The sequence below is a fragment of the Vibrio sp. 1078-1 genome (assembly GCF_033340475.1).
This window is the reverse complement of sequence record NZ_JAWOWM010000001.1, coordinates 305056-329639: the sequence shown is the minus strand read 5'-3', so window position 1 is coordinate 329639 and position 24584 is coordinate 305056. Positions and strand designations below refer to the sequence as shown.

23 protein-coding genes are annotated in these 24584 nt (G+C 46.1%); 13 read left to right on the top strand and 10 right to left on the bottom strand.

The window, feature by feature from the left end:
- Nucleotides 1-42 precede the first annotated feature (42 nt).
- Together R7190_RS01445 and R7190_RS01440 are read right to left on the bottom strand one after the other, a co-directional pair.
- Nucleotides 43-2481: a formate C-acetyltransferase/glycerol dehydratase family glycyl radical enzyme gene (locus R7190_RS01445; RefSeq protein ID WP_186585095.1), complete on the bottom strand. Its 2439-nt coding sequence runs from the start codon at nucleotides 2479-2481 to the stop codon at nucleotides 43-45.
- Nucleotides 2482-2483: 2 nt separating this feature from the next.
- Nucleotides 2484-3425 carry a glycyl-radical enzyme activating protein gene (locus R7190_RS01440; RefSeq protein WP_186585093.1) on the bottom strand — a complete coding sequence of 314 codons (942 nt, stop codon included), beginning with the start codon at nucleotides 3423-3425 and terminating at the stop codon, nucleotides 2484-2486.
- A 258-nt stretch (nucleotides 3426-3683) separates the two neighbouring features.
- Between R7190_RS01440 and R7190_RS01435 the strand changes: the two genes are divergently transcribed.
- Entirely contained in the window at nucleotides 3684-4358 is a 675-nt protein-coding gene (locus tag R7190_RS01435; protein ID WP_186585091.1) for a fructose-6-phosphate aldolase, read from the top strand.
- Between the two features lie 240 nt (nucleotides 4359-4598).
- On the opposite strand, the gene R7190_RS01430 is transcribed toward R7190_RS01435, so the two are convergent.
- The 4 genes from R7190_RS01430 to R7190_RS01415 form a co-directional block, all read right to left on the bottom strand.
- Nucleotides 4599-5027, bottom strand: coding sequence for a DUF2809 domain-containing protein (locus tag R7190_RS01430; RefSeq protein WP_186585089.1), 429 nt, complete (start codon nucleotides 5025-5027; stop codon nucleotides 4599-4601).
- Nucleotides 5014-6354 carry a cell envelope integrity protein CreD gene (creD, locus tag R7190_RS01425; protein WP_213986392.1) on the bottom strand — a complete coding sequence of 447 codons (1341 nt, stop codon included), beginning with the start codon at nucleotides 6352-6354 and terminating at the stop codon, nucleotides 5014-5016. Before creD ends, R7190_RS01430 begins: the two co-directional genes overlap by 14 nt.
- 75 nt (nucleotides 6355-6429) lie before the next feature.
- Nucleotides 6430-7872 carry a two-component system sensor histidine kinase CreC gene (creC, locus tag R7190_RS01420; RefSeq protein WP_186585619.1) on the bottom strand — a complete coding sequence of 481 codons (1443 nt, stop codon included), beginning with the start codon at nucleotides 7870-7872 and terminating at the stop codon, nucleotides 6430-6432.
- A complete protein-coding gene (locus R7190_RS01415; RefSeq protein WP_186585085.1) occupies nucleotides 7872-8582 on the bottom strand; it encodes a response regulator in 711 nt (236 codons plus the stop codon). Before R7190_RS01415 ends, creC begins: the two co-directional genes overlap by 1 nt.
- 259 nt (nucleotides 8583-8841) lie before the next feature.
- Between R7190_RS01415 and R7190_RS01410 the strand changes: the two genes are divergently transcribed.
- Nucleotides 8842-9354 (top strand): DUF2799 domain-containing protein, encoded by a 513-nt coding sequence (locus tag R7190_RS01410; RefSeq protein WP_005374970.1) that lies wholly within the window; start codon nucleotides 8842-8844, stop codon nucleotides 9352-9354.
- Nucleotides 9355-9388: 34 nt separating this feature from the next.
- On the opposite strand, the gene R7190_RS01405 is transcribed toward R7190_RS01410, so the two are convergent.
- Nucleotides 9389-9847: a GNAT family N-acetyltransferase gene (locus R7190_RS01405; RefSeq protein WP_005386911.1), complete on the bottom strand. Its 459-nt coding sequence runs from the start codon at nucleotides 9845-9847 to the stop codon at nucleotides 9389-9391.
- Between the two features lie 24 nt (nucleotides 9848-9871).
- Nucleotides 9872-10342: a GNAT family N-acetyltransferase gene (locus tag R7190_RS01400; protein WP_017820545.1), complete on the bottom strand. Its 471-nt coding sequence runs from the start codon at nucleotides 10340-10342 to the stop codon at nucleotides 9872-9874.
- Between the two features lie 132 nt (nucleotides 10343-10474).
- Here R7190_RS01400 and R7190_RS01395 point away from each other — a divergent pair, with 132 nt between their 5' ends.
- From R7190_RS01395 to R7190_RS01350, 10 genes are all read left to right on the top strand, one after another.
- Entirely contained in the window at nucleotides 10475-11665 is a 1191-nt protein-coding gene (locus R7190_RS01395; RefSeq protein ID WP_138939454.1) for an MFS transporter, read from the top strand.
- The gene (gene yidZ / locus R7190_RS01390; protein ID WP_042521700.1) at nucleotides 11640-12608 is read left to right on the top strand and encodes an HTH-type transcriptional regulator YidZ; all 969 of its coding nucleotides are present in this window, start codon (nucleotides 11640-11642) and stop codon (nucleotides 12606-12608) included. Before R7190_RS01395 ends, yidZ begins: the two co-directional genes overlap by 26 nt.
- A 141-nt stretch (nucleotides 12609-12749) precedes the next feature.
- Nucleotides 12750-13619, top strand: coding sequence for a DMT family transporter (locus R7190_RS01385; protein WP_186585083.1), 870 nt, complete (start codon nucleotides 12750-12752; stop codon nucleotides 13617-13619).
- A 388-nt stretch (nucleotides 13620-14007) separates the two neighbouring features.
- Entirely contained in the window at nucleotides 14008-16182 is a 2175-nt protein-coding gene (locus R7190_RS01380; protein ID WP_186585081.1) for an FUSC family protein, read from the top strand.
- Nucleotides 16183-16192: 10 nt separating this feature from the next.
- A complete protein-coding gene (locus R7190_RS01375; RefSeq protein ID WP_186585079.1) occupies nucleotides 16193-17839 on the top strand; it encodes a TolC family protein in 1647 nt (548 codons plus the stop codon).
- Nucleotides 17839-18042: a DUF1656 domain-containing protein gene (locus R7190_RS01370; RefSeq protein WP_005374946.1), complete on the top strand. Its 204-nt coding sequence runs from the start codon at nucleotides 17839-17841 to the stop codon at nucleotides 18040-18042. Before R7190_RS01375 ends, R7190_RS01370 begins: the two co-directional genes overlap by 1 nt.
- A 12-nt stretch (nucleotides 18043-18054) precedes the next feature.
- Complete coding sequence (locus R7190_RS01365) at nucleotides 18055-18945, top strand: HlyD family secretion protein (protein WP_132936268.1); 891 nt, start codon at nucleotides 18055-18057, stop codon at nucleotides 18943-18945.
- Between the two features lie 16 nt (nucleotides 18946-18961).
- Nucleotides 18962-19648, top strand: coding sequence for a potassium channel family protein (locus tag R7190_RS01360; RefSeq protein ID WP_017634413.1), 687 nt, complete (start codon nucleotides 18962-18964; stop codon nucleotides 19646-19648).
- Complete coding sequence (locus R7190_RS01355; protein ID WP_005386936.1) at nucleotides 19641-20789, top strand: AI-2E family transporter; 1149 nt, start codon at nucleotides 19641-19643, stop codon at nucleotides 20787-20789. The genes R7190_RS01360 and R7190_RS01355 overlap by 8 nt, the downstream gene beginning before the upstream one ends.
- A gap of 216 nt (nucleotides 20790-21005) precedes the next feature.
- Nucleotides 21006-21677, top strand: coding sequence for a DUF2057 domain-containing protein (locus tag R7190_RS01350; protein ID WP_017634411.1), 672 nt, complete (start codon nucleotides 21006-21008; stop codon nucleotides 21675-21677).
- A 59-nt stretch (nucleotides 21678-21736) separates the two neighbouring features.
- Here the strand turns inward: R7190_RS01350 and R7190_RS01345 are convergent, their stop codons facing one another.
- Nucleotides 21737-22183, bottom strand: coding sequence for an RDD family protein (locus R7190_RS01345; RefSeq protein WP_132936267.1), 447 nt, complete (start codon nucleotides 22181-22183; stop codon nucleotides 21737-21739).
- A 180-nt stretch (nucleotides 22184-22363) separates the two neighbouring features.
- Nucleotides 22364-23128 carry a ferredoxin--NADP reductase gene (locus tag R7190_RS01340; protein ID WP_017820554.1) on the bottom strand — a complete coding sequence of 255 codons (765 nt, stop codon included), beginning with the start codon at nucleotides 23126-23128 and terminating at the stop codon, nucleotides 22364-22366.
- A 210-nt stretch (nucleotides 23129-23338) separates the two neighbouring features.
- Here R7190_RS01340 and R7190_RS01335 point away from each other — a divergent pair, with 210 nt between their 5' ends.
- A complete protein-coding gene (locus R7190_RS01335) occupies nucleotides 23339-23791 on the top strand; it encodes an acyl-CoA thioesterase (RefSeq protein ID WP_005374933.1) in 453 nt (150 codons plus the stop codon).
- Nucleotides 23792-24584 lie beyond the last annotated feature (793 nt).

Sequence of the window (24584 nt, the reverse complement as noted above, 5' to 3'; positions counted from 1 at the left end):
AAGGCACCAATCGGTGCCTTTTGTTTTAGTTAATCAGTGTACTTACAGCTCGTGCTCAGTACGTGCGATGATGTCGTCTTGCGCGTCTGGTGATAGCGCGGTGAAGAAGGCTGAGTAGCCTGCAACTCGCACAACCAGATCACGATATTGTTCAGGGTTCTTCTTCGCAGCTAGCAAGGTCTCGCGAGAGACGATATTGTACTGAACATGCCAGCCTTTGTGGTGGTTGAAGAAGGTACGAATCAACATAGAAAGCTTGAGCTTATCCCCTTCAGACTCAACCGCTGCCGGGCTTAACTTCTGGTTAAGCAGCACGCCACCAAGGATCTTATTCGCTTGGATCTTACCGACCGAATTGTACACTGCCGTTGGACCTAAACGGTCTGAGCCAGACGATGGGCTTGCACCTTCTGCCAATGGCGTTTTCGCTTTACGACCGTCTGGCGTTGCCATGGTTGAAGCACCGAATGGGACATTTGCCGAGATACTTGATGTACCTGCGTAGTAGCCGCCGCCAATTGGACCACGCCCATGACGCGTATTAACGAACTGCTCTAGCTCATCAATGTACACTTGGTACGCGTCTGAGAGCAGTTGGTCTACCGCGTCATCATCGTTACCGTATTTTGGTGCAAAGTTGATAAGACGTTGGCGAAGCTGTTCGTTCTCCATGCCATCGAAATCTTCTGCCAATGCTTTTGCTAGCTGTTGTTGTGAGATAAGGGGCTGAGTAATCTGCGCGTCATCGAAAACAAGGTGCTTGATGGCAGCTAGGCTGTTACCCAAGTTCGCGATACCGACTTGCAAGCCAGATACCCAATCGTATTTCGCGCCGCCTTCTTTCACGGTTTTACCGCGAGCCAAACAGTCATCCACCAGCGTTGAACAGAAGATGTCTTGTGCCTGCTGTTCAAGCACACTGTCGACTACCGTATCAATCTCAATCGATTTACGGGTGTAGTAGCGGATTTGCTCTGCCCAAGAAGCTGTCACTTGCTCAAAGTTCTCAAAGTTGCCTTTTGCTAATGACTTATCGTGCGGCAAGAAAGCTTTACCCGTTGTTGCATCCACACCTTCGTTCAATGAAGCAAGCAAGATACGAGCGAAGTTAATGAAGCTCATACCCGTACAACGGTAACCCCATTTGCCCGGAACCGCCGTCTCGATACAGCCGATAGATGCGTAGTTGTAAGCGTCTTCTTTCTCTACGCCAAGCTTGATGAATTCAGGAATAACAATCTCATCGTTGTTGAACGCTGGCATACCGAAGCCGCATTTAATCACTTCGATACAACCCATTAAGAACTCTTGGTTCAAACCTTCGTGGTAACGCACACTCAAGTTAGGTTGCGTCGAACGCAACTGACCACAAGATTCCAGAATCGCCCAAGAAAGAGGATTCACTGCGTCTTCAGGCTCACCCTTTTCATTCAACTTCTGACCGCCAATACACACGTTTTGGTACAGTGGAGAACCTGCGGATGCTTTCGAGTGCGCGCCAGAGCGAATCTTGTTTACTTCAAGCAGCTTCAACCAGCAGCTTTGTAAAAGCTCTAGTGCAAAGTCTTTTTCGATCGCGCCGTTTTCGATATCGCGAACATAAAATTCGTTTAGGAACTGGTCCATACGACCAAAAGAAACCGAGTGACCGTTCGATTCGATTTGTAACATCAACTGAACAAAGTAGCTCAATTGCAGTGCTTGCCAGAAGTTTTCTGGTGCGTGGCTCGCGACATGACGACAGTTTGCCGCAATGCTTTCTAACTCAGCTTTGCGCAGCGGACGCGTCTCTTCTAGCGCCATTTTTGCCGCCAATTCAGCGTAGCTCACCATGTGGTCTTGAATGGCAAGCAGTACAATTTCGACCGATTTGTAGAACTGCTCTTTCTTCAAGCCTTCAAAGGTCGAAACATCATTGTTAGCACGGTGCTGACGAACACCCTCTAGCAAACCGTTCATGCCTAGCTTCAAGATTTTCTCGTTATCCACCGCTAGGTGCGCGTCACCCGAAGTCATGTTGCCTTCGGCTTTAATGATGGTGCTGGCTAAGATTTCTTGCTGCTCATCAGTAAACAAGCCATAACAACGGTCTTGAACGGTTTTACCGCGCCAGTACGGTGTGATGCTGTGGATGCTTTGCTTATCTTCTTCAGTAACCGCAAAGCCTGCACCAGGGCGGTCGGCTAGCTCATCAATTTCCGCTTCAATCCAACGTACAGTGTATTCTGGGAAAATAGGTGCAGCGCGCACTTTGCTCGCTTGGTTACCGACGATTAACTCATCGTGTTTAATCCAAATCGTACGAGTGCTTAAGTGTTCTTGCAGTGCTAGCGCACGTTGGACAATTACAGGTTTGTCTTCGTTTGCTTGATAAGCACGAGTGTATGCCTCTGCACGCTCGGTACAGACAGGTGGCGTTACGATATTTACCAGTGCCGATTTGTGCGCTTTGATACGCTCAGGAAGGTAATTCAGGTCCATAGTTAACCTCTTACAATCACGTTAAGTTGGGTGTTTTCGCTTGCGTATTGCATGACGCTTTCTAGCAGTTCTGGTTTGTTTAATGGCTTGTCAGAACACTCGTAAGGCATATCGAGCAAACGGTATTTATTGATGCCGAGCGTGTGGTACGGCAGCAAGTGAAGTTCTTGGCAGCTTTCTAGTGAAGCCGCAAAATCGATGATGTCTTTCAACTCTTCGATGGTGTCATTGAACCCCGGCACCACGGGAACGCGAATCACAATGCGTTTCGCGATAGGTGCCAGTTTTCGGAAATTGTCTTTGATGCGTTTTAGTGAACCTTTCGCCCAGCTAAGAAACTTCTCTTCATCGGTATGTTTTAAATCCGCCAACCAGCAATCAATGTGCGGCGCGGCTTTTTCGACGTTCTTCCACGGCACATGCATGCACGATTCAATGGCGGTAGAGACTTGGTTGTCATGCAGACGCTGTGCGAGTTCTGCTACCAAATCGGCTTGCATGAGTGGCTCACCACCGGAGAAGGTCACACCACCTTGGCTTTGGTCATAGAAAGGTTTGTCTTTCATTAAGGTGTCGAACAGCATGTCTGATTTTGCATCTTCACCGCAGACGGTCAGTGCTTGCGTAGGACAGACGTTTCGCAGCGCGATCAGTTGGTCTTCTTTGATGGCTTTGCGATTGATGATGATTTGGTTGTCGATGCGTCGAATACCATCACCCACCGTTTCACTATCCGTTGTAGATTGAGTTGTGGCTTGATAAGCAGAAACGCACAGTTGGCAACCTTCCATGCAGCTTCGCTGATCAAAAAGCAGTGAATGCTTTTCGCTGCGGCTTTCTGGGTTTTGACACCAAGGGCAAGACAAGCTGCATCCTTTAAGAAAAAGAATGGAACGAATGCCATCGCCATCATGGGTAGAGAATCGTTGAATATTGAAATACATCTCTGCTTGCCTCTTGGTCTGTGCTACCGCTGTGTACTTAATCCGTTTCTTTCTTGCTGGTTAAGTCTTATGAACAGCTTTTCTTTGTTCGAACTGAAAGCTTCATTTGAGCGTTTACAAGTTTCACTTAACTTTCATTTAATGAAATTATTATAGTTTCAAGTGAAATTTCAATTGATCAAAATCAAGATCTCGTTCGATTGTCAGATCTATAGTGATCCCATCATCAAAACGAAGATTTTGTTTAAGGTAGAAACCATGATTGAACTTTATTTAGATACTGCTGATGTGGCAGAAGTAAAACGCTTTAACCAGTGCCTACCGCTAAAAGGCGTGACGACAAACCCAAGCATTTTGGCGAAGTCAAAGCAGGGACTGAATGAAACCCTAGCAGACATGCAAGAAGCACTTGGCGGTACACCTCGCTTTCACGCTCAAGTAGTGAGTTCAACCGTCGAAGGCATGGTGGCAGAAGCACGCCAATTGAATGAATTGCCTTACGACATGGTGGTAAAAGTGCCAGCAACAGAAACAGGCTTAGCTGCAATTAAGCTAATGAAAAAAGAGGGAATTCAGGTTCTTGCTACCGCTATCTATTCAGCTCAACAAGGTTTCCTTGCAGCACTGTGCGGTGCAGACTACCTAGCACCTTACGTAAACCGCATTGATACGATGAACGGCAACGGTGTTGAAGTGGTCGCGGATCTTCAATTGTTGCTCGATCAAAACCAACTACCAGCGAAGATTTTGGCAGCCAGTTTCAAGAATACTCAACAAGCGATGGAGGTGATGAAACTGGGCATCGAAGCCATTACATTGCCAACTGATGTGGCGGCACAAATGTTCGCACATCCAGCAGTAAAACCGGCGGTTGAACAGTTCGATAAAGACTGGAAAGAGACGTTCGGCGAGAAACTTTCATTTGAAAGCTAATTAAAAGTAGCAGCTAGACCTTTCAATGAATAATAAAGGGAATCTTAACTCACCCTGTGCGCCGGTGAGTTTAAGGTTCCCTTTTGTATTTCATATAAAGAGGTGAGGTTTACAGCAGTTCTCTATTGGTCAGTGACCAAAGGTACAGGCGCTTGAGTAAACTAATTTTGAACCTCTTACGAATACCTCGTTTGGAATAGCGGAGTCGGTCTGGTAGCGCAATAGCTTTCATCTCGGTTTTCATTTCTTTTCTATCCACCAACACAGTAGACCTCCGATGCAGTAAGCCAGCAGATCTTTCCAATCAAATGTAGCGCCCAAAATCACTGCCAGAGGCGATGAAGATTCGATACCAAGCCAAGCTGCGACCTGTAACAATTGCCCTAACTCAACAGCAAACGCAATCAACACCACCAATGAAACCAGCCAGTTAACAGGCATAGAGAACATACTTGCAAGAAAGTAGTAGAGCCAAACCACAACGAGAACATCACCAAATGTCGGGCGAATAAAGTTGTCTCGAACATAGAGTGCAATAACGACCAATGCGATAAAACACACCAAGCTTTTCAGTCCATTTTTTGCAGAAAATCGCAGGTAGATAGCGGACGTCTCTTCCACCATATCGCTTGGCTGACCAGCAAGAGTGACTCGTTTAAACATCTTCACGATTCGCCTTTGCACTTTCTTCTGCTTTCTTATTTCGTGCGTACCAGTCGATGTTGCGTGTAATGACCATAGTGAAGCTCAAAATCGCAAAACACAGTAATGTCCCCATGACCAATGCGTAACTCTCTGCTTGTAGCAAGCCAAACAGTAATCCGTAGAGAGTGAGCAAACACGCTCCAAATATCGCGCCGTGTTTGGTGTTGCTCAACATACCGCTCACGTACACACTTAAAAGCCAGGTCGATGCAACTGCCGACACCACATATGCCCAGTTAAAGCCGAGGTGTTCACTCATCGAAATCAGCAACAGATAGAAAAGTGCTAAAGCCAGACCAATAAAGCCGTATTGCACTGGGTGAACCGGACGCGCTTGGAACAGCTCCAGTAAGAAGAAACTCGCAAACACTAATGTGATAACCAATAGTGAATAGTTCACAGCTCGGTGGGATTTCAAATAGTGGTCCACGGGATCAATCAAATCTACGCCCATTTGTCGCTGTTCAAGCTCGTGACAAGCGTGATTCGATGACAAACAGCTTTGGAACAGCTGCGCGATATTGGTAGAGAAGTTATTGCTCGCCCATTGTGCATTAAATCCATCCTCAGAGACTTCTGATGACACCGGTAAGTAATCACCGATAAAGCTTGGATGTGCCCAAGTTGAAGAGAGTTCAACCGTTGTTTGACTGCCGATTGGTGTGACTTGAAGCTGCCCCATCCCTTGTAGCAAGAAGTTAAGATCGAATGCCAAAGGTTGTGCTGGGTTTAGGTCTGCAAGTGTCAGATCACTGTGGAAGCCTTGTGGTAACTGATTTAACCCCGTTCCCGGTGCGACTTCGATATCAGAGCTCGCCATGGTCATGTCATCCAAACGAATCAATCCACGGCTGTCTTCAATGCCAACGACTAGGCTCATGTTGTCAATATCAAGCCCCTGCAATGCCGTGAGATCGTCTGCATCGAAAGTGCCTTTCAGTGCCACTTGTGCTTTGTATAAACGCGCGCGGTAAATGCCTCGGTACTTTTCAAAACTGTCCAGATTCGCGCTCATATCAAAAGTGCTAGGTAGGAGGAATTTACGACGCTCTTTAATCTGTACTTTGTCATCTCGGTAACTGGTTTCGGTGTAGTTAACCATGATGAATGGGCCAATGATGCGCTGTTCGCCGCTGCTGCTGCGTGCGATGTCGTTTCTGACTTCATCTTGGCGATATGAGCGTTCTGAGATCAGCCCTGTGACCATTGAAAGCGGGATTTGCAGTAAGACAAACAAAAACAGCACGAAGGCGAACTTCGTGCCGAGTTGGTTATTGAGGATCTTTTTCATGTTTCATTCTCCATTTGCTGATGGAAGTAATCTAAATCAGCAATTTGGAGAACGAATGGAGCTAATGTGGAGTTTCTATGGAGTTGGTAAAATCAGGGTCACTTTCACGCCAGAATCGACGTTTTCGACTTGTAACTGACCTTTGTGCAGCTTGATCACTTGCTCAACAAAATTCAGCCCGAGCCCAGTGCTCTTAACGCCATTTTCCCGAGCGAGGGAGTAGAAGCGTTCCGTCAAACGCGACATCGCGTAGTCGGGAATGTGAGGACCTGAATTGAAAATCGACAGGCACATTTTCTCTTTCGCGACCTCAGCTTTCCATTCAATGCATCCCTCCGAATCAACAAAATCCAGCGCATTGTCCATCAAGTTAAAAACGGCTTGTTTCAGTAAGAAGGCATCACCAAGCACGGCGAGATGGTCATCAATTTGGATGTTGGCAATCACCGACTTTGCACTCAAGCGCGCATCCGCCGATTCAACCACTTCATTGACCATTTGTTTTAGCGAGATAGCTTCGACTTGCTCTAGCTCGGGGCGCTTTTCAAGACGAGCCAGTTCGAGCAACTTATCAATCAATGACTGCATGCGGTCGCTTTCTCGCTCAATGTTGCCAGCAAAGCGCGTGACCTTTTCTGCAGGCAACGGCATTTGCAATATTTCACTCGCGCCTTTAATCGCTGATAACGGGCTTTTCAGCTCATGAGTCAGCGTCTGTACGTACTCTTCCACATATTGTTTACCATCGAGTTGATTGCGCATCTTCTCTAATGCGTCGCTTAGCGTGCCGTACTCATAAAAGATACGAAATGTCGGCTTAGAGACCTTTTCACCTTCACCCATTTTGGTCGCGTAGTCTTCTAGCTTGTTCAGTGCTGAGTGAATTCGCCAAGCAAACAATGCCCCTGCCAATAGCACTAAACCACTCATCCACACCATCCAAAACAGCACATTGCGTTTAGAAAGATCGATGAAGGGTTGTACTGAGCGATTGGATTTTGCCACCGTCACGCTGCCAATGATTTCACCTTTGTGGTAAATGGGCGCAGCCACGTGCATAACGGTTGAGAGCGGATCTTTCGGGTCTTCGATGGTACTGCGCGCGCCGTATTGACCACGCAACGTGAGATATACATCGTTCCATTGCGAGTAGTCTTTGCCTACGTCTTGCTGCCAAGAATCCGCAATCACAATGCCTTGTTTATCGGTAATGTAAATTCGATGGTTAATCGCTTTTTTGCCAATTTCCCAAATGCGCGCTTGAGGCTCTCGCTGCCCATAAGCCGCTAGTAGTTTGGAGAAGCGACTCTCAGACAACTTGTCATTCGCGACGTCTTCTTCCGCCAATACCGCGAGTAAGTTCGCCATATCCACTAGCGTCTCTTCGGTGGTTTGGCGCACGGTTGGCTTAAGTTCTTGGACAACCGTTTTGCTCACCATGTAAGCCGTCATCCCGACTAAGATGAAGTAGAGAAAAAACAGTCTGAGTCCAAGCGGGATCTTCGGCCAGCGATTCATCATTCACCTTTAATGCAGTAAAAGTAACCAAAGCCACGTTTGGTACAGATGCGTTCAGACATCTCAAACGGCTTCAACTTATGGCGAATGGCTTTGATGTGGGTATCGATATTACGCTCGTATGCAGCTTCCGGCGCCATGTCTGCCGCGACCATGAGCTGCTCTCGGCTCAATACATTGGAAGAGACGGAAATCAGCTTATCGAGAATCTTAAATTCGACCGCAGTTAACCCAAGCATTTGCCCGCCAACACCGTAGTCAAAGTTTTGCGCAACCAAATCATGGCTCAATTGAGGTTGATCTGGAACAGCCACAGGCTCTGGTTTGTGCTCCATCATTGGCGCTTTAGCTTTGATTCTAAGTTTAATGCGAGCCAACATTTCACGCGGACTAAATGGCTTAGTCACGTAATCATCCGCGCCAATCTCCAAGCCGACTACACGGTCAATTTCATCGCTTCTTGCGGTGAGAAAGATAATGGGAATATCAGAAAACTCACGGATGGTTTTGCACAATTCAAAACCATTGCCATCCGGTAAGCCTACGTCTAACACAAGTAACGATGCTGAGTTATGCTGCAAAAAGGCCAAGCCCTCTCCTGCTGTTGCAAGCCACTCTGCGTGGTAGCCATCCATCTCTAATACATGAATCAGGTTCTCTGCGATAGCAGATTCATCCTCGATAATAAGGACGGTGGGTTGTTCGCTCAATGTCTTAGCCTCATTGACGGTGTTTATCTTTATGTTGGTATTATCACTTAATTTGGGGCCAAGGCTAGTGGATTGATGCAGCAAAGGCGCAGTTCGTGGATAATACTAATCAAACACACTTCTATTCAGCATAATAAATTTATCACTTAGATTAATGAGTCACCACAATTGTGAATACAATGATTTCAACCATTGATATGAACAGTGTTCATTTTAAACTCAAGTTATCAATTCGATTTTATTTAAAGGACAGTCACTGATGAAAAGAGCGCTAATCCCCCTGGCTTTACTGACTTTGCTCTCAGGTTGCGCCAGCATGTCTCCGGATGAGTGCAAAACGGCGAACTGGTACAACGTAGGTTATCAAGATGGCCGAGATGGCAACGATCCAAACATTATCAATAGCTATACCGAAGACTGTGGTGAAGCGGGTGTGACACCCGACCGAGCGAAATGGAAAGAAGGCTTTGATAAAGGCACTATCCAATATTGCTCACCAGACAATGGGTACACTGTCGGTATCGAAGGCAAAGAATATTACGGTGTATGCAGCAGCAAAGAGTTTATTGAGAACTACCAGTTAGGTCATCAAGAATATCAACGCCAGCAACGCATCCAACAAATCGATACTGAAATCTCGGTCATCGATAATCAGCTTGATGGCAATCCAGACAAAGATAATGCCAAGAGACTGAAAGAGAAGAGAAAGCGATTGGCTGACGAGCGTTCAAGCCTCTTGTCGCCAACCATCAACTTGAATCTGAATTTCTAAATCGATTGGATTTAGCTTCTAAAAATTCATGGCCCTAGCTCAGTTCTAGGGTCATGAATTGACTGTTCGGATCGAGTTCGTAATCCCCGAACGGCTCGCAGTACACAAAGCCATGCTTTTCATACAACAGGCGCGCTGGTTTAAAAAACTCCATCGAGCCCGTTTCTAAACTCAAGCGCTGCAAACCTTTTTGCTTCGCTTGCTCAATCACATGAATCAATAATTGAGATGCCACACCTTGGTTTCTTGCCGTAGGCGTGGTGCGCATGGATTTCAGCTCCGCGTGTTGGTCATCCAACTCTTTAATCGCCGCACACCCAAGCAGTTGCTCACCTTTCCATCCTGTCCAAAATGTCACTTCTGGCGCTTTGAGCTTATCTAAATCTAACGCATGCACGCTTTCTGGTGGTGACGTGGCGTACATGTCCTGTAAATGTCCTTCCAACAGCGCTATCACTTGCGGCCGTTCTAAATTGTCGATTTCAATCCTCATCTTTCCATCCTTGGTTTTTCCTAGCTAAAGCGGCTGTCTCATAATGTGTTGCGGTCCAACGGGGCCGCCGTGGTAAAGCTCATTGGTATCTTCAAACCCTGATTTTAAATAGCACTGATAAGCGGGTATGTTGCGGCAATTCACAGTGAGATAAAGCGCATCAAACTCGGGATAATGGCGTTTGGCGAAATCGGCAAACTGTTGAATGGCTTGCTTGGCGATACCTTTGCCTTGATGACGGTGATCCACCAGCAAAGCACGTACGCCTAAACTGTTTTTCGGGCAAAAATCGTATTTCTCGCTGTAAGCTGCATCAAATAGAAAAAAGCCAACCACGTCATCGTCTGCCAAAATCAGATGCGGAAGCTCTGTGGGTTCAAGACGTGTAAGCATTTCACCCACATCCGCGACCGTAAACTGCGATTGCTCTTCTAGAACGCTAAGTTCGCAAGTGTGTTCATGTCGCTCAGGCGAATACTTTTCAATAGTAATCATAATCTTCCTTGTTGTTTTTATGCTCGATTCATACAGGGTATGTCGTAAATAGAAATACCTAGTGTCGTATTTCCCACTCGCAGGCAAACGTTTAGCACTCTATTATCCTCGCCATTCGATAGAGAGGTTTCCATGTCCCGTTTTTTACTTTGTAGTTTTGCACTCGTTTTACTCTACCCTACTGCCATTGATTTGTATCTTGTTGGTTTGCCTCAAATTGCGTCAGATCTCAACGCCAGTGAGTCTCAGTTGCATATTGCGTTTTCGATCTATTTAGCTGGCATGGCTACCACCATGTTATTCGCGGGGAAAATTGCAGACTCTGTGGGACGAAAGCCTGTTGCCGTCGTCGGCGCGATGATCTTCGTGCTCGCGTCTTTTCTCGGCGGGATGGCTGAGCAACCAAACACTTTCTTGATTGCTCGCTTTTGCCAAGGCATCGGGGCTGGATCTTGCTATGTCGTCGCGTTCGCGATTTTACGCGACACATTAGACGATGAACGCCGCGCGAAAGTATTGTCGATGCTCAATGGCATCACCTGTATCATTCCAGTGATCGCACCCGTGATTGGTCACTTGATTATGCTGAAATTTCCTTGGCCGAGTTTGTTTACCACGATGGCAGGAATGGGCATTCTCGTCAGTGTATTGGCCATTTTTGTTCTCAAGGAATCACTACCCAGCCAACAAGGTGAAGAACAGACAACGCCAGAGAGCCATCAAGAGACTTTCTTCGAGCGATTTTTTATCAGTAGGCTGATCATTACTGCACTTGGAGTGACCACCATCCTGACCTTTGTTAACGCTTCACCAATTGTTGTGATGAGTATGCTTGGTTTTGATCGCGGTGGCTATTCTTCCATCATGGCGGGGACTGCGACGATCAGTATGTTGATTTCGTTCTCGGCGCCATTGGCATTGGGGATTTTCAAGCAGCGAACCTTAATGATGAGCTCTCAAGTATTGCTCGTTTGTTCAGCCATCGTGCTCAGTGCAGCCCATTTCCATGATGGACAACCTTTTTACTATGTGTTCGGACTTGGGCTGATTTGCGCAGGCTTCGCTTGTGGCTTTGGCGTGGCCATGAGCCAAGCGCTCAGCCCATTCTCTCAACAAGCTGGCGTGGCAAGCTCGTTACTGGGCATTGCTCAAGTTTGTAGTTCCGCGTTCTATATTTGGTTTATGGGTTTCATCGGCGTTACTGCACTGAATATGTTGGTGTTTATCTTAGTGCTAGGTAGCGTAATCAGCCTTGCTCTAATACTATTGATTCCAAAGCCTGTTCACGATACCCATTATGAAGAAATCCCTAGCGCGACTTGATTTAAACTTACTGTTCACTCTGCAATTATTGTTGCAAGAGCAAAGCGTCTCGAAAACCTCGAAAAAGCTGAACGTTACGCCCTCTACCGTAAGTAAGTCGCTCAACAAACTTCGTCATTGGTTCGATGATCCTTTGTTTGTCAAAACACCTAAAGGTCTTGCGCCAACGTCTTTGGCGCAAAGCATGGAGCAAGATCTTGCAGAATGGCTGCAAATTGGCAGCCAGATTGCAGAAAAACGCAGCGATATTACGCCTAAAGGAGTGCGTTTTGATATCACGATTGAGTCGCCATTAGTGCTCACAGTGCTGGACAGACTCATCGTCGCTATCCACCAGCGATACCCTGAAGCGAAAGTAAAAACCAGTAACTGGGATTACGATTCACTCGACGCCATCATTCGAGGCGAGGCGGATATCGGTTTTACCGGCCGAGAAAGTCACCCGAGATCGAAAGAGTCGTTGGATCTTCTGCCGTATTTCTTGGATTTTGAGATTCTATTTTTTGACCTGCCGATGGTGTATTTACATAAAGATCATCCGGCATTACAGCAAGAGTGGAATCTCGAGACCTTTCTGAGCTACCAACACATCAATATTGTTTGGGAAAAAAGTGAAACTTGGGCGTTGGATGAAGTATTAACGGAACTAGGGCTACAGCGCTCTATCGGGCTGACGATGTCCAACTTTGAGCAATCCCTTTTTATGGCAGCGCAGCCGACGCATGACATGATCACCACCGCGCCGCACTATTGCAAAAGTTACACAGAAAAGCTGCATCTCGATTTGGTGTGCTTGCCAATTCCATTAGACCAAGCTCAACAAGACAAGTTACTGATTCCATTTACCATGATTTGGCATAAACGCAATGCGTACAATCCCAAATTGCTATGGTTGAAAAACACCATTAAGTCATTGTACAAACAACCTTCCCAACCACAGTAAGACTCAGGCTAAGGTCAGGTTTTCTCTGGTTATTTTTAATGACTTTCTTGCTCTGATAGCTATAACTAATCACTTTATCAACTAATAAAAATGTTCTTTTGGATCTACACTAGCTGTTCATTTACACGCTAAGGATCAAGGATGTCGACCTTTTTACTCACTGCCATTGCAATGCTGGCGTTCGCTGCCAATTCATTATTGTGCCGACTTGCATTGGCCGAAGGGTTAATTGATGCAGGAAGCTTCACTCTCGTTCGATTGATATCTGGCGCTGTTATCTTAATCGCATTGCTTGTCGTGAGAAGTCAGTGGAAAACCGATCGGCCAACGTCTCGCTTTCGCTTTTTTGCTGGCGTGGCGTTATTTGGTTACGCTGCCCTTTTCTCTTTCGCGTACTTACAACTGGCGACAGGAACAGGTGCTTTGCTTTTGTTTGGTGCCGTGCAACTTACGTTACTGGCAATCTATTGGTGGCAAGGTGAGCGCTTTCAGTTTCTCGAAATCATCGGTATCGGCCTTTCAATTGTTGGATTTGTTTGGTTGATGTTGCCATCTGCCACGCGCCCCGATATTAGCTCTGCACTTCTCATGTTGATTTCTGGCGTTTGTTGGGCTGCGTTTACTGCGCTCGGTAAACAAGCGCCTTCTCCAAGTAGTGGAATCACGTGGGGATTCATCGCAGCATCAATAATTGGCGTGCTCCTTTCGCCATTAATCTTGTCCTCAATCCACCTTTCTTTGAGCGGAGTGTTGCTCGCTATCGCATCTGGTGCCATTGCCTCTGGCCTTGGTTATACACTTTGGTACCAAGTCGTACGTAAGCTCTCTTTACTTCAAGCCGCCGTCAGCCAACTTTCCGTGCCAGCCATTGCTTTACTACTCGGCAGCATCGTACTCCACGAGCCTCTTTCACTGCATACTCTTTTAACCAGCGGCATCATTCTTGGTGGGATCGCTTTGGTTTTTTTATCTCGATCCAAAAAAACAAACGAACAATCGGCAAGCCGATAAAAAGTAATAACTTTCCCTCTCAAATACCCATTCATCATCTATGCTTTTTAAAGCAGTAAAGCTCATTGCAGATGGTACAAGTGGTCTGCTTTGGTACCAGGCGAAGAATATAAGGTGAGAATTGGCTCACACAATGCAGCGATTTTGTTTCAAAAGTGAGAATCATCACAGATCGCGAATTTGCTCGTTTTAGGCGTTTCACCAATAACGCCAAGGGCTAGCACGAGATCAAGCCAAATACGCACTTTTTGTTTTGACAAAGGGTTTACAAAGCACACTTTTTCACCCGCTATATTCCGCCCCCCGAATTTATTCAGAACAAGATTCTGATTATTCATATAAGAAATTCATCAACTTATAACGATAAGCCTGAGCAAACTTTGACACTATGAACGACAAAATAAAATTCGCTATTAAAGTATCGCTTAGCCTAACTCTGGCTTATCTGATCCCGTTTGCCATGGGTTGGCCGCAAGCATCGACGGCCGCAACCACAGTGATGCTGATTGCATCCACAGGCAGTCGTCGTGAATCCCTCGCCAAAGGTACCTTACGCGTGTTAGGTACATTGGTTGGTGCCGTGGTTGGCTTGTTACTGGTGGGGTTGTTTGCTCAAGACCGCTTGCTGTACATGCTGAGCGTGTCGGTTGTGGTCTCATTCATTTTTTACTTCCGTAATGCCTATCAAAAAGATCCTACGCTACTCATGCTGACCGGTGTGATGACGTTGATGATGTCCAATGGCGGTGACGCAGAAGGTGCGTTCCTTTATGGCGTTGACCGCGCCTATATGACGGTGTTTGGGGTGGTGGTTTACACACTCGTGGGAACTTTCTTATTCCCGACCAAAACAGAACAAAACCTAAGACAGCTCATCGAACAACTCAACCAAGCACAACGCGCGTTGTTCACCACTATCTTGCAAAATTTCGAGCAAAAATCGGCAGGGCGAATCTCTCCTCAAGAAGGCGGAGAAGAAAATCCAGAAGCGGAAGAGCCACAACCTAGCGTGGACACTCTCATCGAACAGATGTTTGCCGCTCAAAATGCGCTCGAACAGCGCTTTGCCACGGTCAGTGTGGAATGCAGCGACGTGTCCGCCTACATGAAAGAGTGGCGCTTGGCAGTTCATTTGAACAAACAGGTAACGCAACAATTGACCGTCGCGGCGCACAGCCACTTTAGCCACCAGCAAGACCGTGAAAGCATCAGCAACTTTGATCAAGCCGTGGCGGAAATTGACGCGCTATTTGATACCTGCCAACAAGTCTGGGACGAAAAAGAACCCGCTTATCGTGCTCAGGAATTCAAAGTCAAATACAACCAAGCGTTGCTTGAGGACGCAGCTCACCTAGAGAAAGGCTCTGCGCTTACGCTTGGTCACCTATTGGAACTGATGCATCAAAACTTGTCACGTTTAGCTGAGAGCATTAGCTGTATTGACTCTGTGACGAATAATGTCTCCTTTGACGTGCCACTGCCGAAACCGAAAGGCAAGTTTCTATGGTGGGACGCAGAAAACTTTAAAACTGCGGTCAAAACCTTTGTTACCTATTGGGTTGCAGGACTGATTTGGATTTACTTCAATCCACCAGGCGGCTACTCATTCGTGGTCTTCTCGACCATGTTTATGTCTTTGCTGTCGTTCGTGCCTGTGCACCCAATTTTGTTGCTTGTGCTGTTCACTTTCGGCTTCTTGTTCGCGGTACCTTCTTACGTATTCATCCTTCCGCAATTGGATCTCGGATTAGAACTTGGCCTGTTTATCTTTATCTACACCTTTATCGGTTTTTATCTGTTTAACGGGCCAGTGACGATTTTCTATATGATTGGCTTGTTTGTTCTCGGTTTAGATAACAACATGTTCTATCACTTCGGGATCCTCATGACGATCATGCTGTTGTTTTACATGGTGGTGTTCATGATTATTTTCGCGCACTACTTCCCGTTTAGCTCACGACCAGAACACCTCTTTTTGACCATAAAAGAACGCTACTTCCGACATACCCGAGAGCTCTTCACTACCTATCAACAGCAGTCCAGCTCGGTTGTTACGCCGCTCAAACGGGCCTTGCACTTGGTGACGCTCAATGTCTCATCGAAAAAGCTCAAAGTGTGGGGTTCGAAAATCAACCACAAACACTTTGATAAAACCACGCCAGAAGCGATCGGCGCGTTTAGCAAAGCGTGTGATGTACTCAGTAATCACATCAACATCTTAATGGCCGCCGAGAAAAAGTTGATGACCAATCCACTAATTACTCAGCTTCGCCAACAGCACCGCGATTCCATCATTCCTTTGATGGCGGGCGCTTTAGCCAGCCATCAAGCAACACAAGAACTCGACTCCGTATTCGACCAATACAGTCAAGATTACCAAACATTCGAAGATAAACTGGAAGATTTTTTTAGTGAGTTGGATTTATCTGACTACGCTTATTCAGAGATAGCCGGTTTTTATATCTTGCTGAATTTAAAACGGAACGTGTTCGAAGCAATCAAGCATTGCAAGCAAACCTACGAGGATATCGATTGGGTGAACTTACAACAGAAGCGTTTTTAAAGGTGGGGATATGATGCTTCCAAAACTAACCAAACCAAGCCTCGCCATACTTTCTTTGCTCGGACTCAGTGCGTGTACCACGGTAGGACCAGATTATGTTCATCCAAAGCAGGCGCCACTGCCAAGTGACTGGTCGGTGCAAAAAGCAGCAGCCAAAGATACGCAGCAATCAGAGCAACAGCTACAACAATGGTGGCAGCAATTTAATGACTCGACTCTTAATCAGTTGGTTGAGTTGGCGAGCAAACAAAACCTCGATTTAGAAGCCGCAGGGCTACGAATTGTCCAAGCACGTTCATTGCTTGGTATTTCGACTGGCTTGCAATACCCACAAGTTCAAACCGTGTCAGGAAACCTAGCGCGTGCCTACGTAAATGATCAGGGCGTGAATAACGCCACTTTGTCGTTTGATGCTGCTTGGGAAATGGATGTTTGGGGCAAGTATGCTCGCGGTATTGAGTCGGCAGAAGCGGGTTACTACGCATCCATCGCATCGTATCACGACATCATGGTCACCATAACCGCCGAAGTGGCGCGCAATTACATCAACTATCGCACATTCCAAGAACGTATTTTGCTGTCTCGCCGCAATATCGAGATTCAAGAGCGTGTCGTACGTATTACTCAGGTGCAGTTCGACTCTGGCAACGTTACAGAATTGGACGTTCAACAAGCTAAAAACCAACTCTACACCACCAAAGCAGTGTTACCGAGCCTCGAAGTGGCAATGAAGCAATCACGTACTGTGTTGGCTTTGCTACTGGGTCTGTTACCAGAAGAAGTAGATGGACTGCTACAGTCGGATGGGATGCACAAGCAAATCGCTGAGTACGAAGCCCAGTTCAAATCAACGGGCAGAAAATCGGCGCTATCGGGCACCGACGAGCGCTCCATTGTGCCACGTCCACCGCTTTTGGATACGCAAGTGGATGCTAACTTAGTGATGCGACGTCCGGATTTGCAAGTCTCTGAGATGCAAGCTCGCGCGCAAAGTGCGCAGATTGGCGTGGCAGAAACCGCTCTGTACCCAAGCTTTTCGTTGATCGGTTCCATCGGTATCGACAGTACGGTTCCCGATGGCAGCAGTTTCAGTTTTAGCGATTCGCTCACCATGGTGGTTGGCCCAACGTTCAGTTGGAACATTTTCCAATACGGACGCGTGAAAAATAACATTCGTTTCGAAGATGCTCGCTTCCAAGAAACGCTGACGAACTACAACAAAAAGGTACTAAAAGCCGTTAATGAAGTCACCAATGCAATCGAAGCATATGACCTGTATTTGCAGCAAAAAGATTTACGCTTGCAATCGGTCAACTCTTCCATTCGTGCGTTCAACATATCCATGACACAGTACGAAAACGGACAAATTTCATTCGAACGTCTGCTTAACTCGGTAGAAAAAATGACCCGCGCAGAAGACAGCTACGCAACGATCAAAGGTAATGTTGCGAACCAAGTTGTCGCGCTCTACAAAGCCCTCGGTGGAGGCTGGCAAACCCAAACAGGCAAACCTTTCATCAGTGAATCGATTGCCACGCAGATGACAGAGCGCACTGACTGGGGAAGTTATTTAAATGAAGAAAACCGCGTATTGCCGCCTTTGCGACTCGAAACTCCGGCTGAGACCAGTGATGAAAACAAAACGGAGGATCGGTAATGCCTCATGAACTCTCTTGGGGAGACGTTTACTTTTCTCCTACGCTACTCGTGCTCTTTCTCGCCGTCACGGCCACGTGGATAACGGTGATGATATTGAACAAGACACGTTTGTCTCGCTTCATCGCTTTTCCGTCTCTGACGTTTATTGCCATCATGGTCGGTTATGTGGTGGCCATCGACAGCTTTTATATTCAATTTTAGGTGCCAAACAAGATGAAAAAACTATTCGTAATCGCACTCAATCTTGTCATTCTTGGTGGCGCAGCTTGGCTCGGCTATCAAAAGTTTGAGGAATACTTTAATAACCCATGGACACGAGATGGACAAGTGCGTGCTAACGTCATCAAAGTGGCTCCTCGCGTATCAGGCCCAATTGTAAATGTCGCGGTGCAAGACAACCAAGAAGTAAAAACGGGGGATTTACTGTTTGAAATCGACCCTGCGACTTACCAGGTTGCGTTATCTCAAGCCGAAGTAGCACTGGAGCGCTCCATTGTTAGCTCTCGCGGTAAAAAAATCGAATATGACCGCTTAAAAGACATTCGTGCCAAAGACCGTGGCGCAGTTTCTCACAAGGATCTGATTCGTCGTGAAATCGCTTACGAAGAATCGCTACTGCAAATCAAATCTGCAGAAGAACAACTAAAATCAGCACGCCTTAACCTCAGCTTTACCAAAGTTTATGCGACCGTCGATGGTTTTGTATCTAACCTCGATATTAGAAACGGTACGCAAGCGGTCGCAAACCAACCACTGCTCGCACTGATCGACAAAAACAGCTTTTGGGTATTTGGTTTCTTCCGTGAAAACCAACTTGCGCAAATCGAACCTGGCAGCCAAGCGCGTGTCACTTTGATGTCTCACCCAGGCACGCCAATAGACGCGACGGTTGACTCGATTGGTTGGGGTATTGCGCCCAAAGACGGCACGGTCGGCTACAACCTTCTTCCAAACGTAAACCCTGTTTTTCAGTGGATTCGCCTAGCACAACGTATTCCGGTGCGAATCTCCCTACAAGAACTTCCTGAAGATGTTGATCTTCGATTCGGGCTTTCTGCGTCCATCATGGTGATGAAAGAGTCATCCGCAGAAAGTGAACAATAACTAAGTGAGAAGAGCCATGGTCATTGGTAAAAACCTCAAAAATATTAATGAAGAAAACAACTTCTTCTATCTAACCTTAGCACTAGTGATTTTGTTGCTAGGGAGTGCGATGGCACAAGTCGTAGGTGAAGGGACGATTGAACACATACTTCAGGCTTTCACGGTTCTGACGTTTATCGTCTGTTTTGCGAGCCTTCGCTTTGACAAAACCTGGTCTCGTTTCCTCTATAGCCTGTTTGGTGTTTGGGTTCTTGTGATTGTGATCAAGACCGTTTTCGACATCAGAGAGATGAATGTGGTGATGCTTGCCCTTACCTTTGCGTTCTTTTTCGGCACTTTTAAATCCATCGCAAGACAGATTCTTTTCACCGGCCATGTCAACAGCAACAAAGTCATTGGCTCGGTCGCGCTTTTCTTGCTGCTTGGTCTGATGTGGGCGATTGCCTACCTCATTCTGCTTGAGTTTTCGCCTGAAGCCTTTACCGGTATGGAAGCGATTTCTTGGGGGCAGAACTTCTCCAATGCAGCGTATTTCAGTTTCGTTACCTTAACCACGCTCGGTTATGGCGACATTAGTCCTCTAACACCACTGGCTCAAGTCGTGGTGTATTTAGAGGCCATCACAGGTGTTTTTTATATGGCGATTGTTGTTTCAAGTCTCGTCAGTTCTAACATTGATCATCAGGTAAACAAAAATGGATAAACAATCGGTAAAAATCGACAGTAAGCTTTTCATCAGTAATATGGTGGAATCGGCAATACGCATTGGCTTGATCTTTGTCTTGCTGATGTTTACGTACGACATCATCAAACCCTTCATCCTTCCGGTTATTTGGGGCGCTATTATAGCCGTCGCTTTAATGCCGCTTACCCAAAAATTGCAGCGTGTATATGGTGGTCGCAGAGGTCTGGCAGCCACAACCATTGCTTTACTTGGTATTGCCCTCCTTGTCACGCCACTTGTTATGGTATCAGGCTCCATTGTGGATGGTGCAACGCACGCGCTTGAAGTACTACAAAATGGACAAGTGAAAATACCAGGGCCAAAACCTTCCGTAGCGGATTGGCCTATCGTGGGTGATAAGCTCTACGAAGTGTGGACCCTATTCGCTACTAATCTTGAGCAAGCGATTCAAACCTTTATGCCACAAATAAAGGCAGGACTCACATCTTTACTGGGTACACTTGGGGGCGTATTGGGAAGTTTACTGCTTTCAATCTTGTCACTTGCGATTGCAGCAGGTTTCATGACGTACTCTGAATCTGCAGCATCAGGCCTAAGAACCATCGCGATTCGAACCGCTGGTGAAAACGCAAAAAGCTGGACCACGCTTATCGCTGCGACAATTAAAAGCGTACTGCTTGGCGTAGTCGGTGTAGCGGCGATTCAAGCACTGTTGATCGGTGCTGGTTTCTTCGTATTTGGCGTTCCCGCAGCAGGTTTACTCACACTGCTTCTAATGATCTTGTGTATCGCTCAGCTCCCGGCGTTGCTCGCTGTGCTACCTGTGATTGGCTTCATGTACATGACCCAAGACACCTCAACAGCAACCATGTTTACTGTTTGGGTCGTAGTTGCTGCTCTTTCTGAAAACCTGTTCAAACCAATGTTAATGGGACGTGGCGTCGACGTGCCAATGCCTGTGATTCTGCTCGGTGCCATCGGTGGTATGCTTTTCTACGGCATCGTTGGTCTGTTCTTAGGTGCCGTTATCCTAGCAATTTGGTATGAGTTATTTGTTTGGTGGTTGAGCATTGAGAAAGCACAACAGCAAGAAGAAATGGCAGAACAACAAGACGCTTCTGATGACCAATCAGAACCTGGACACGGTGCTGGCATTTAATAAATCAATAAGTTAGAAAGAAATTTAATCCATAACTTATGATATCAAACCGCTGCATTTCAGCGGTTTGATTCTATTTGGATCACAGTTTCGTCGTAATAAATGCGATAAAAATGACGTTCTTGTTAAATTTTCATACTTATTACACTTGGGAGTTGCAATCGGGCAATGAACGATGCACTCTCGATGACCACTAATTTGCTTAGGATAAAAACAATGAAATTGATCAAGCCTTTAACTTGTGCGCTTGCTCTCGCAATGAGTGGCATGGCATTCGCAGATGTAACCGTGAGTGTTCCTGACAACGTTTCAGTATTAGCGGCTAACGGTGAAAAAGCAGATCTTTCGGGTGGTTTTTTCGCCTCTGAAAGAACACTGACGTTACCTGATGGCCTTAACCAAGTCGTATTTCGTTTCGCCCCTTACTTCAACCAAGGTAATGACCGTTTAAGTGTTGAAAGCGATGTTATCGTTACACGATTTGACGCGACCAATGCCGAACTCACTCTACAAATGCCAGAATACCGCAACCTACGTGATGCGGAAGAGAAGATCAAAGACTTAGATTGGAAACTGGTTGATGATTCTGGCAACGCAATCGCGGTTGACCAAGACAAGTTGCTCAAACCGGGTATGCAAATCGGTCGTGATTACGTACGTGAAATCGAAGATTATAACCAAGCTGGCGGTGCAGCAGCCGTGGCTTTTGCTGGCGCAGCAACCATGCAGCCAGTCACGCTTCCTGCAAAGGTTCCTGCGGATATGAAGCAAGTGAGAGCAACTGCGGTTAAAGCGGATTCGACAGCTGAAGAGATGCTGCACTTCTGGTACCAAAAAGCAGACGCAGAAACCAAAGCTCGCTTTAAGAAATATGTTAATCAACAGTAAATCTGGTTAACTTTATCGATATTAAAAAAGCCACTTCACGTGGCTTTTTTGATCAAAAATTAGGAAGCTTGGACAACTTTAGTATTGGCGATCAAGTCATGCAACAATCGTCGCTCCGGATGAAAGAACAACAATGCCAAATTTACCAACGGGATCCCCGGAATGAGCATCTCCAGCAAGTAGCTAATAACAAGCCTTAACCCTGCTGTAACTTTCGTTGCCTTACTATCATTTTTCATTACAACTTTAATACCAATCATGCGCATACCAATGGTTTGCCCATGACTCAATGGATTCCAGTTGATCATTAAAACCGTTGGTAAAGAAAGCAAGTAAAACGCCTGAGTTTCACGAACAAGCGTGAGGTTATCTGCTAAAGAGAGCTGAAAGTCGTTAAGAAAAGAGTTAATACTCAATGCGATGATTAACACGACCACCATCGCAAAGAGCAGGTCGATAAAACCAGCAATGATTCTCTGTTGCTTGCTCGCGATAAAAGCATACATGGACTTCAGTCACCTCAATGTAATTGGTTAAGCGAGAATGACTGAGTGTACAGACGCGCAATGGTGAGCGCAGTTTAGGTATTGCCAACATAATATTCAACTAAGAACATACTAAATCGCGATCGTATCTCAAAAGTAATCATTACATCTTGAGCATAACCGTATCAATTTAACAAAACGCTACCAGTAACGTTCGTAAATGATATTTCCCCCAGTTTGATGGCGATACTTTTCCAAGCCTAGCTCTTGTAAAACGGGCACGGTATCTTTGATCATTTGTGGATTCCCACACATCATGACAAAGCTACGCTGAGCTGAGAATGGCGCATCAGCGGCGTTGGACAGTAAACCCGATTCGATGAGTTCAGGAATTCGGCCTTGTAATTTACCGTCAACCACTTCCCTGCTGACTATCGGTATATACTTTAATCTGCCTTCATATCGTTGCTGAAGCTGTTCAATAAGGTATTTATAAACCAGATCTTTTTCGAAACGAACGGCATGAACCAGCACAATGCGCTCATTGTGAGGCGGTAGGTTTATATCATCCAGCAGCGATAAAAACGGCCCAATCCCCGTACCTGTAGATAGCAGCCACAGGTCATGAGCCTGTTTAGGAATAGAATCATGGATTAAATCGCCATGTGCGGTGGTACCGACATAAATGCTATCACCAGATTTAAGCTTTTGGAGCCGTGGAGAAAGTTGTCCTTGAGGGTCGGCTACTATTAGAAATTCCAACCAATCGAATTGCTCGCTTGGCGCATTAACCACAGAGTAAGCACGGCTGATCGGCTTACCTTCATCATCAAGCAAAGCAAGCTTGGTGAATTGGCCAGCTTTAAAGGAAAGAGGCGCGCCAGATATTCTCAAACTGAACAGCTCACCTGTCCAATCAATGCGTTTCTCAACTCTTGCGAGGTTGAAACCTTTGAGTTCAATCATGAGACACCTCCTATCTGGTTACTCTTAGTTAAACTTACGCCTTCAACTCGATTATGTAAAGTTTCTAGTTTACATAATCAAACCACTATTTCATTTCACATTTTGAAAACAATTTTATTACATATTAAATGATTACATCTAGAATAAATGCTCAAAGTGATAAGTCGCGTCGCAATTTGTGGCAAAGCAGATGAAAAAGGAGCAATAAAAATGGACACACTGTTAAAGGACTTTCCCGTTATCACAGAGATAAAAGTCGCATGGGGTGAAATGGATGCTCTGCAACATGTTAATAACGTGGTCTATTTTCGCTACTTTGAGACCGCACGTTTAGATTACTTCAACAAAATTAACCTGCTGGTCGACCTGCAGACCTCGCAAATTGGGCCAGTACTGAGCGAGACTCAATGCCGCTACAAATTGCCTGTTACTTACCCAGACACGCTATTAGTCGGTTCTCGCGTAATCGACATGCAAGAAGATCGCATCACGATGGAGTACCAAGTGCTGAGTAAGAAGTGGGGTAAAATTGCGACCATCGCGACCGCCACTGGTGTGATGTTTGATTTTAAGAACAACGTTAAAGCTGCGATTCCAGATCACGTTCGCCAGTCGATTTTAGACTTGGAAGGAACCGTGGGTAGTACGCATCATTTGGAGTAGTAAGAAATGAGAGATTAAAGGCGAGGTTCCCGACAGCGATTCTTCATCGCTGTCGGGAATAACGTATGGCTAATCTTCCAACCTACGCGATAAGAGAACTAGCGTCATTCTAGCGAGCCAAGGCGAGACTAAGAATCTACTTACCGCTTGCTGCAGGCCTATATGACCATCCGGAATTTCGCTTTAGACGTAACAGTAGAGCGACTCTTTCAGCCCACGCGATAAGAAAAGCTACGTCATTCTAACGAGCCAAAGCGAGACTAAGAATCTACTTGCTGCTTGCTGCAGACCATAGAGCTATGAATAAACTCAATACAATCTGAGGGTAGATTCTGAATCACGCTCGTTCCTCGCGGTTCAGAATGACGGTTCGAGTTTGGCTCTGACCTCTACAAAACCATCTAAAAAAGCGATTCCAGACAAGCCTAAGTGACCATCCGAAATCTCGCTTGAGACGCATCAGCAGCGCGACTCTTCCAGCCTACGCGATAAGAAAAGCTGCGTCATTCTAGCGAGCCATAGCGAGACTAAGAATCTACTTACCGCTTGCTGCAGGCCATAGAGCTATGAATAAACTCAATACAATCTGAGGGTAGATTCTGAATCACGCTCGTTCCTCGCGGTTCAGAATGACGGTTCGAGTTTGGCTCTGACCTCTACAAAACCATCTAAAAAAGCGATTCCAGATAAACCTATGTGACCATCCGGAATCTCGCTTTAGACGTATCAGCAGAGCGACTCTTCCAGCCTACGCGATAAGAAAAGCTGCGTCATTCTAGCGAGACTAAGAATC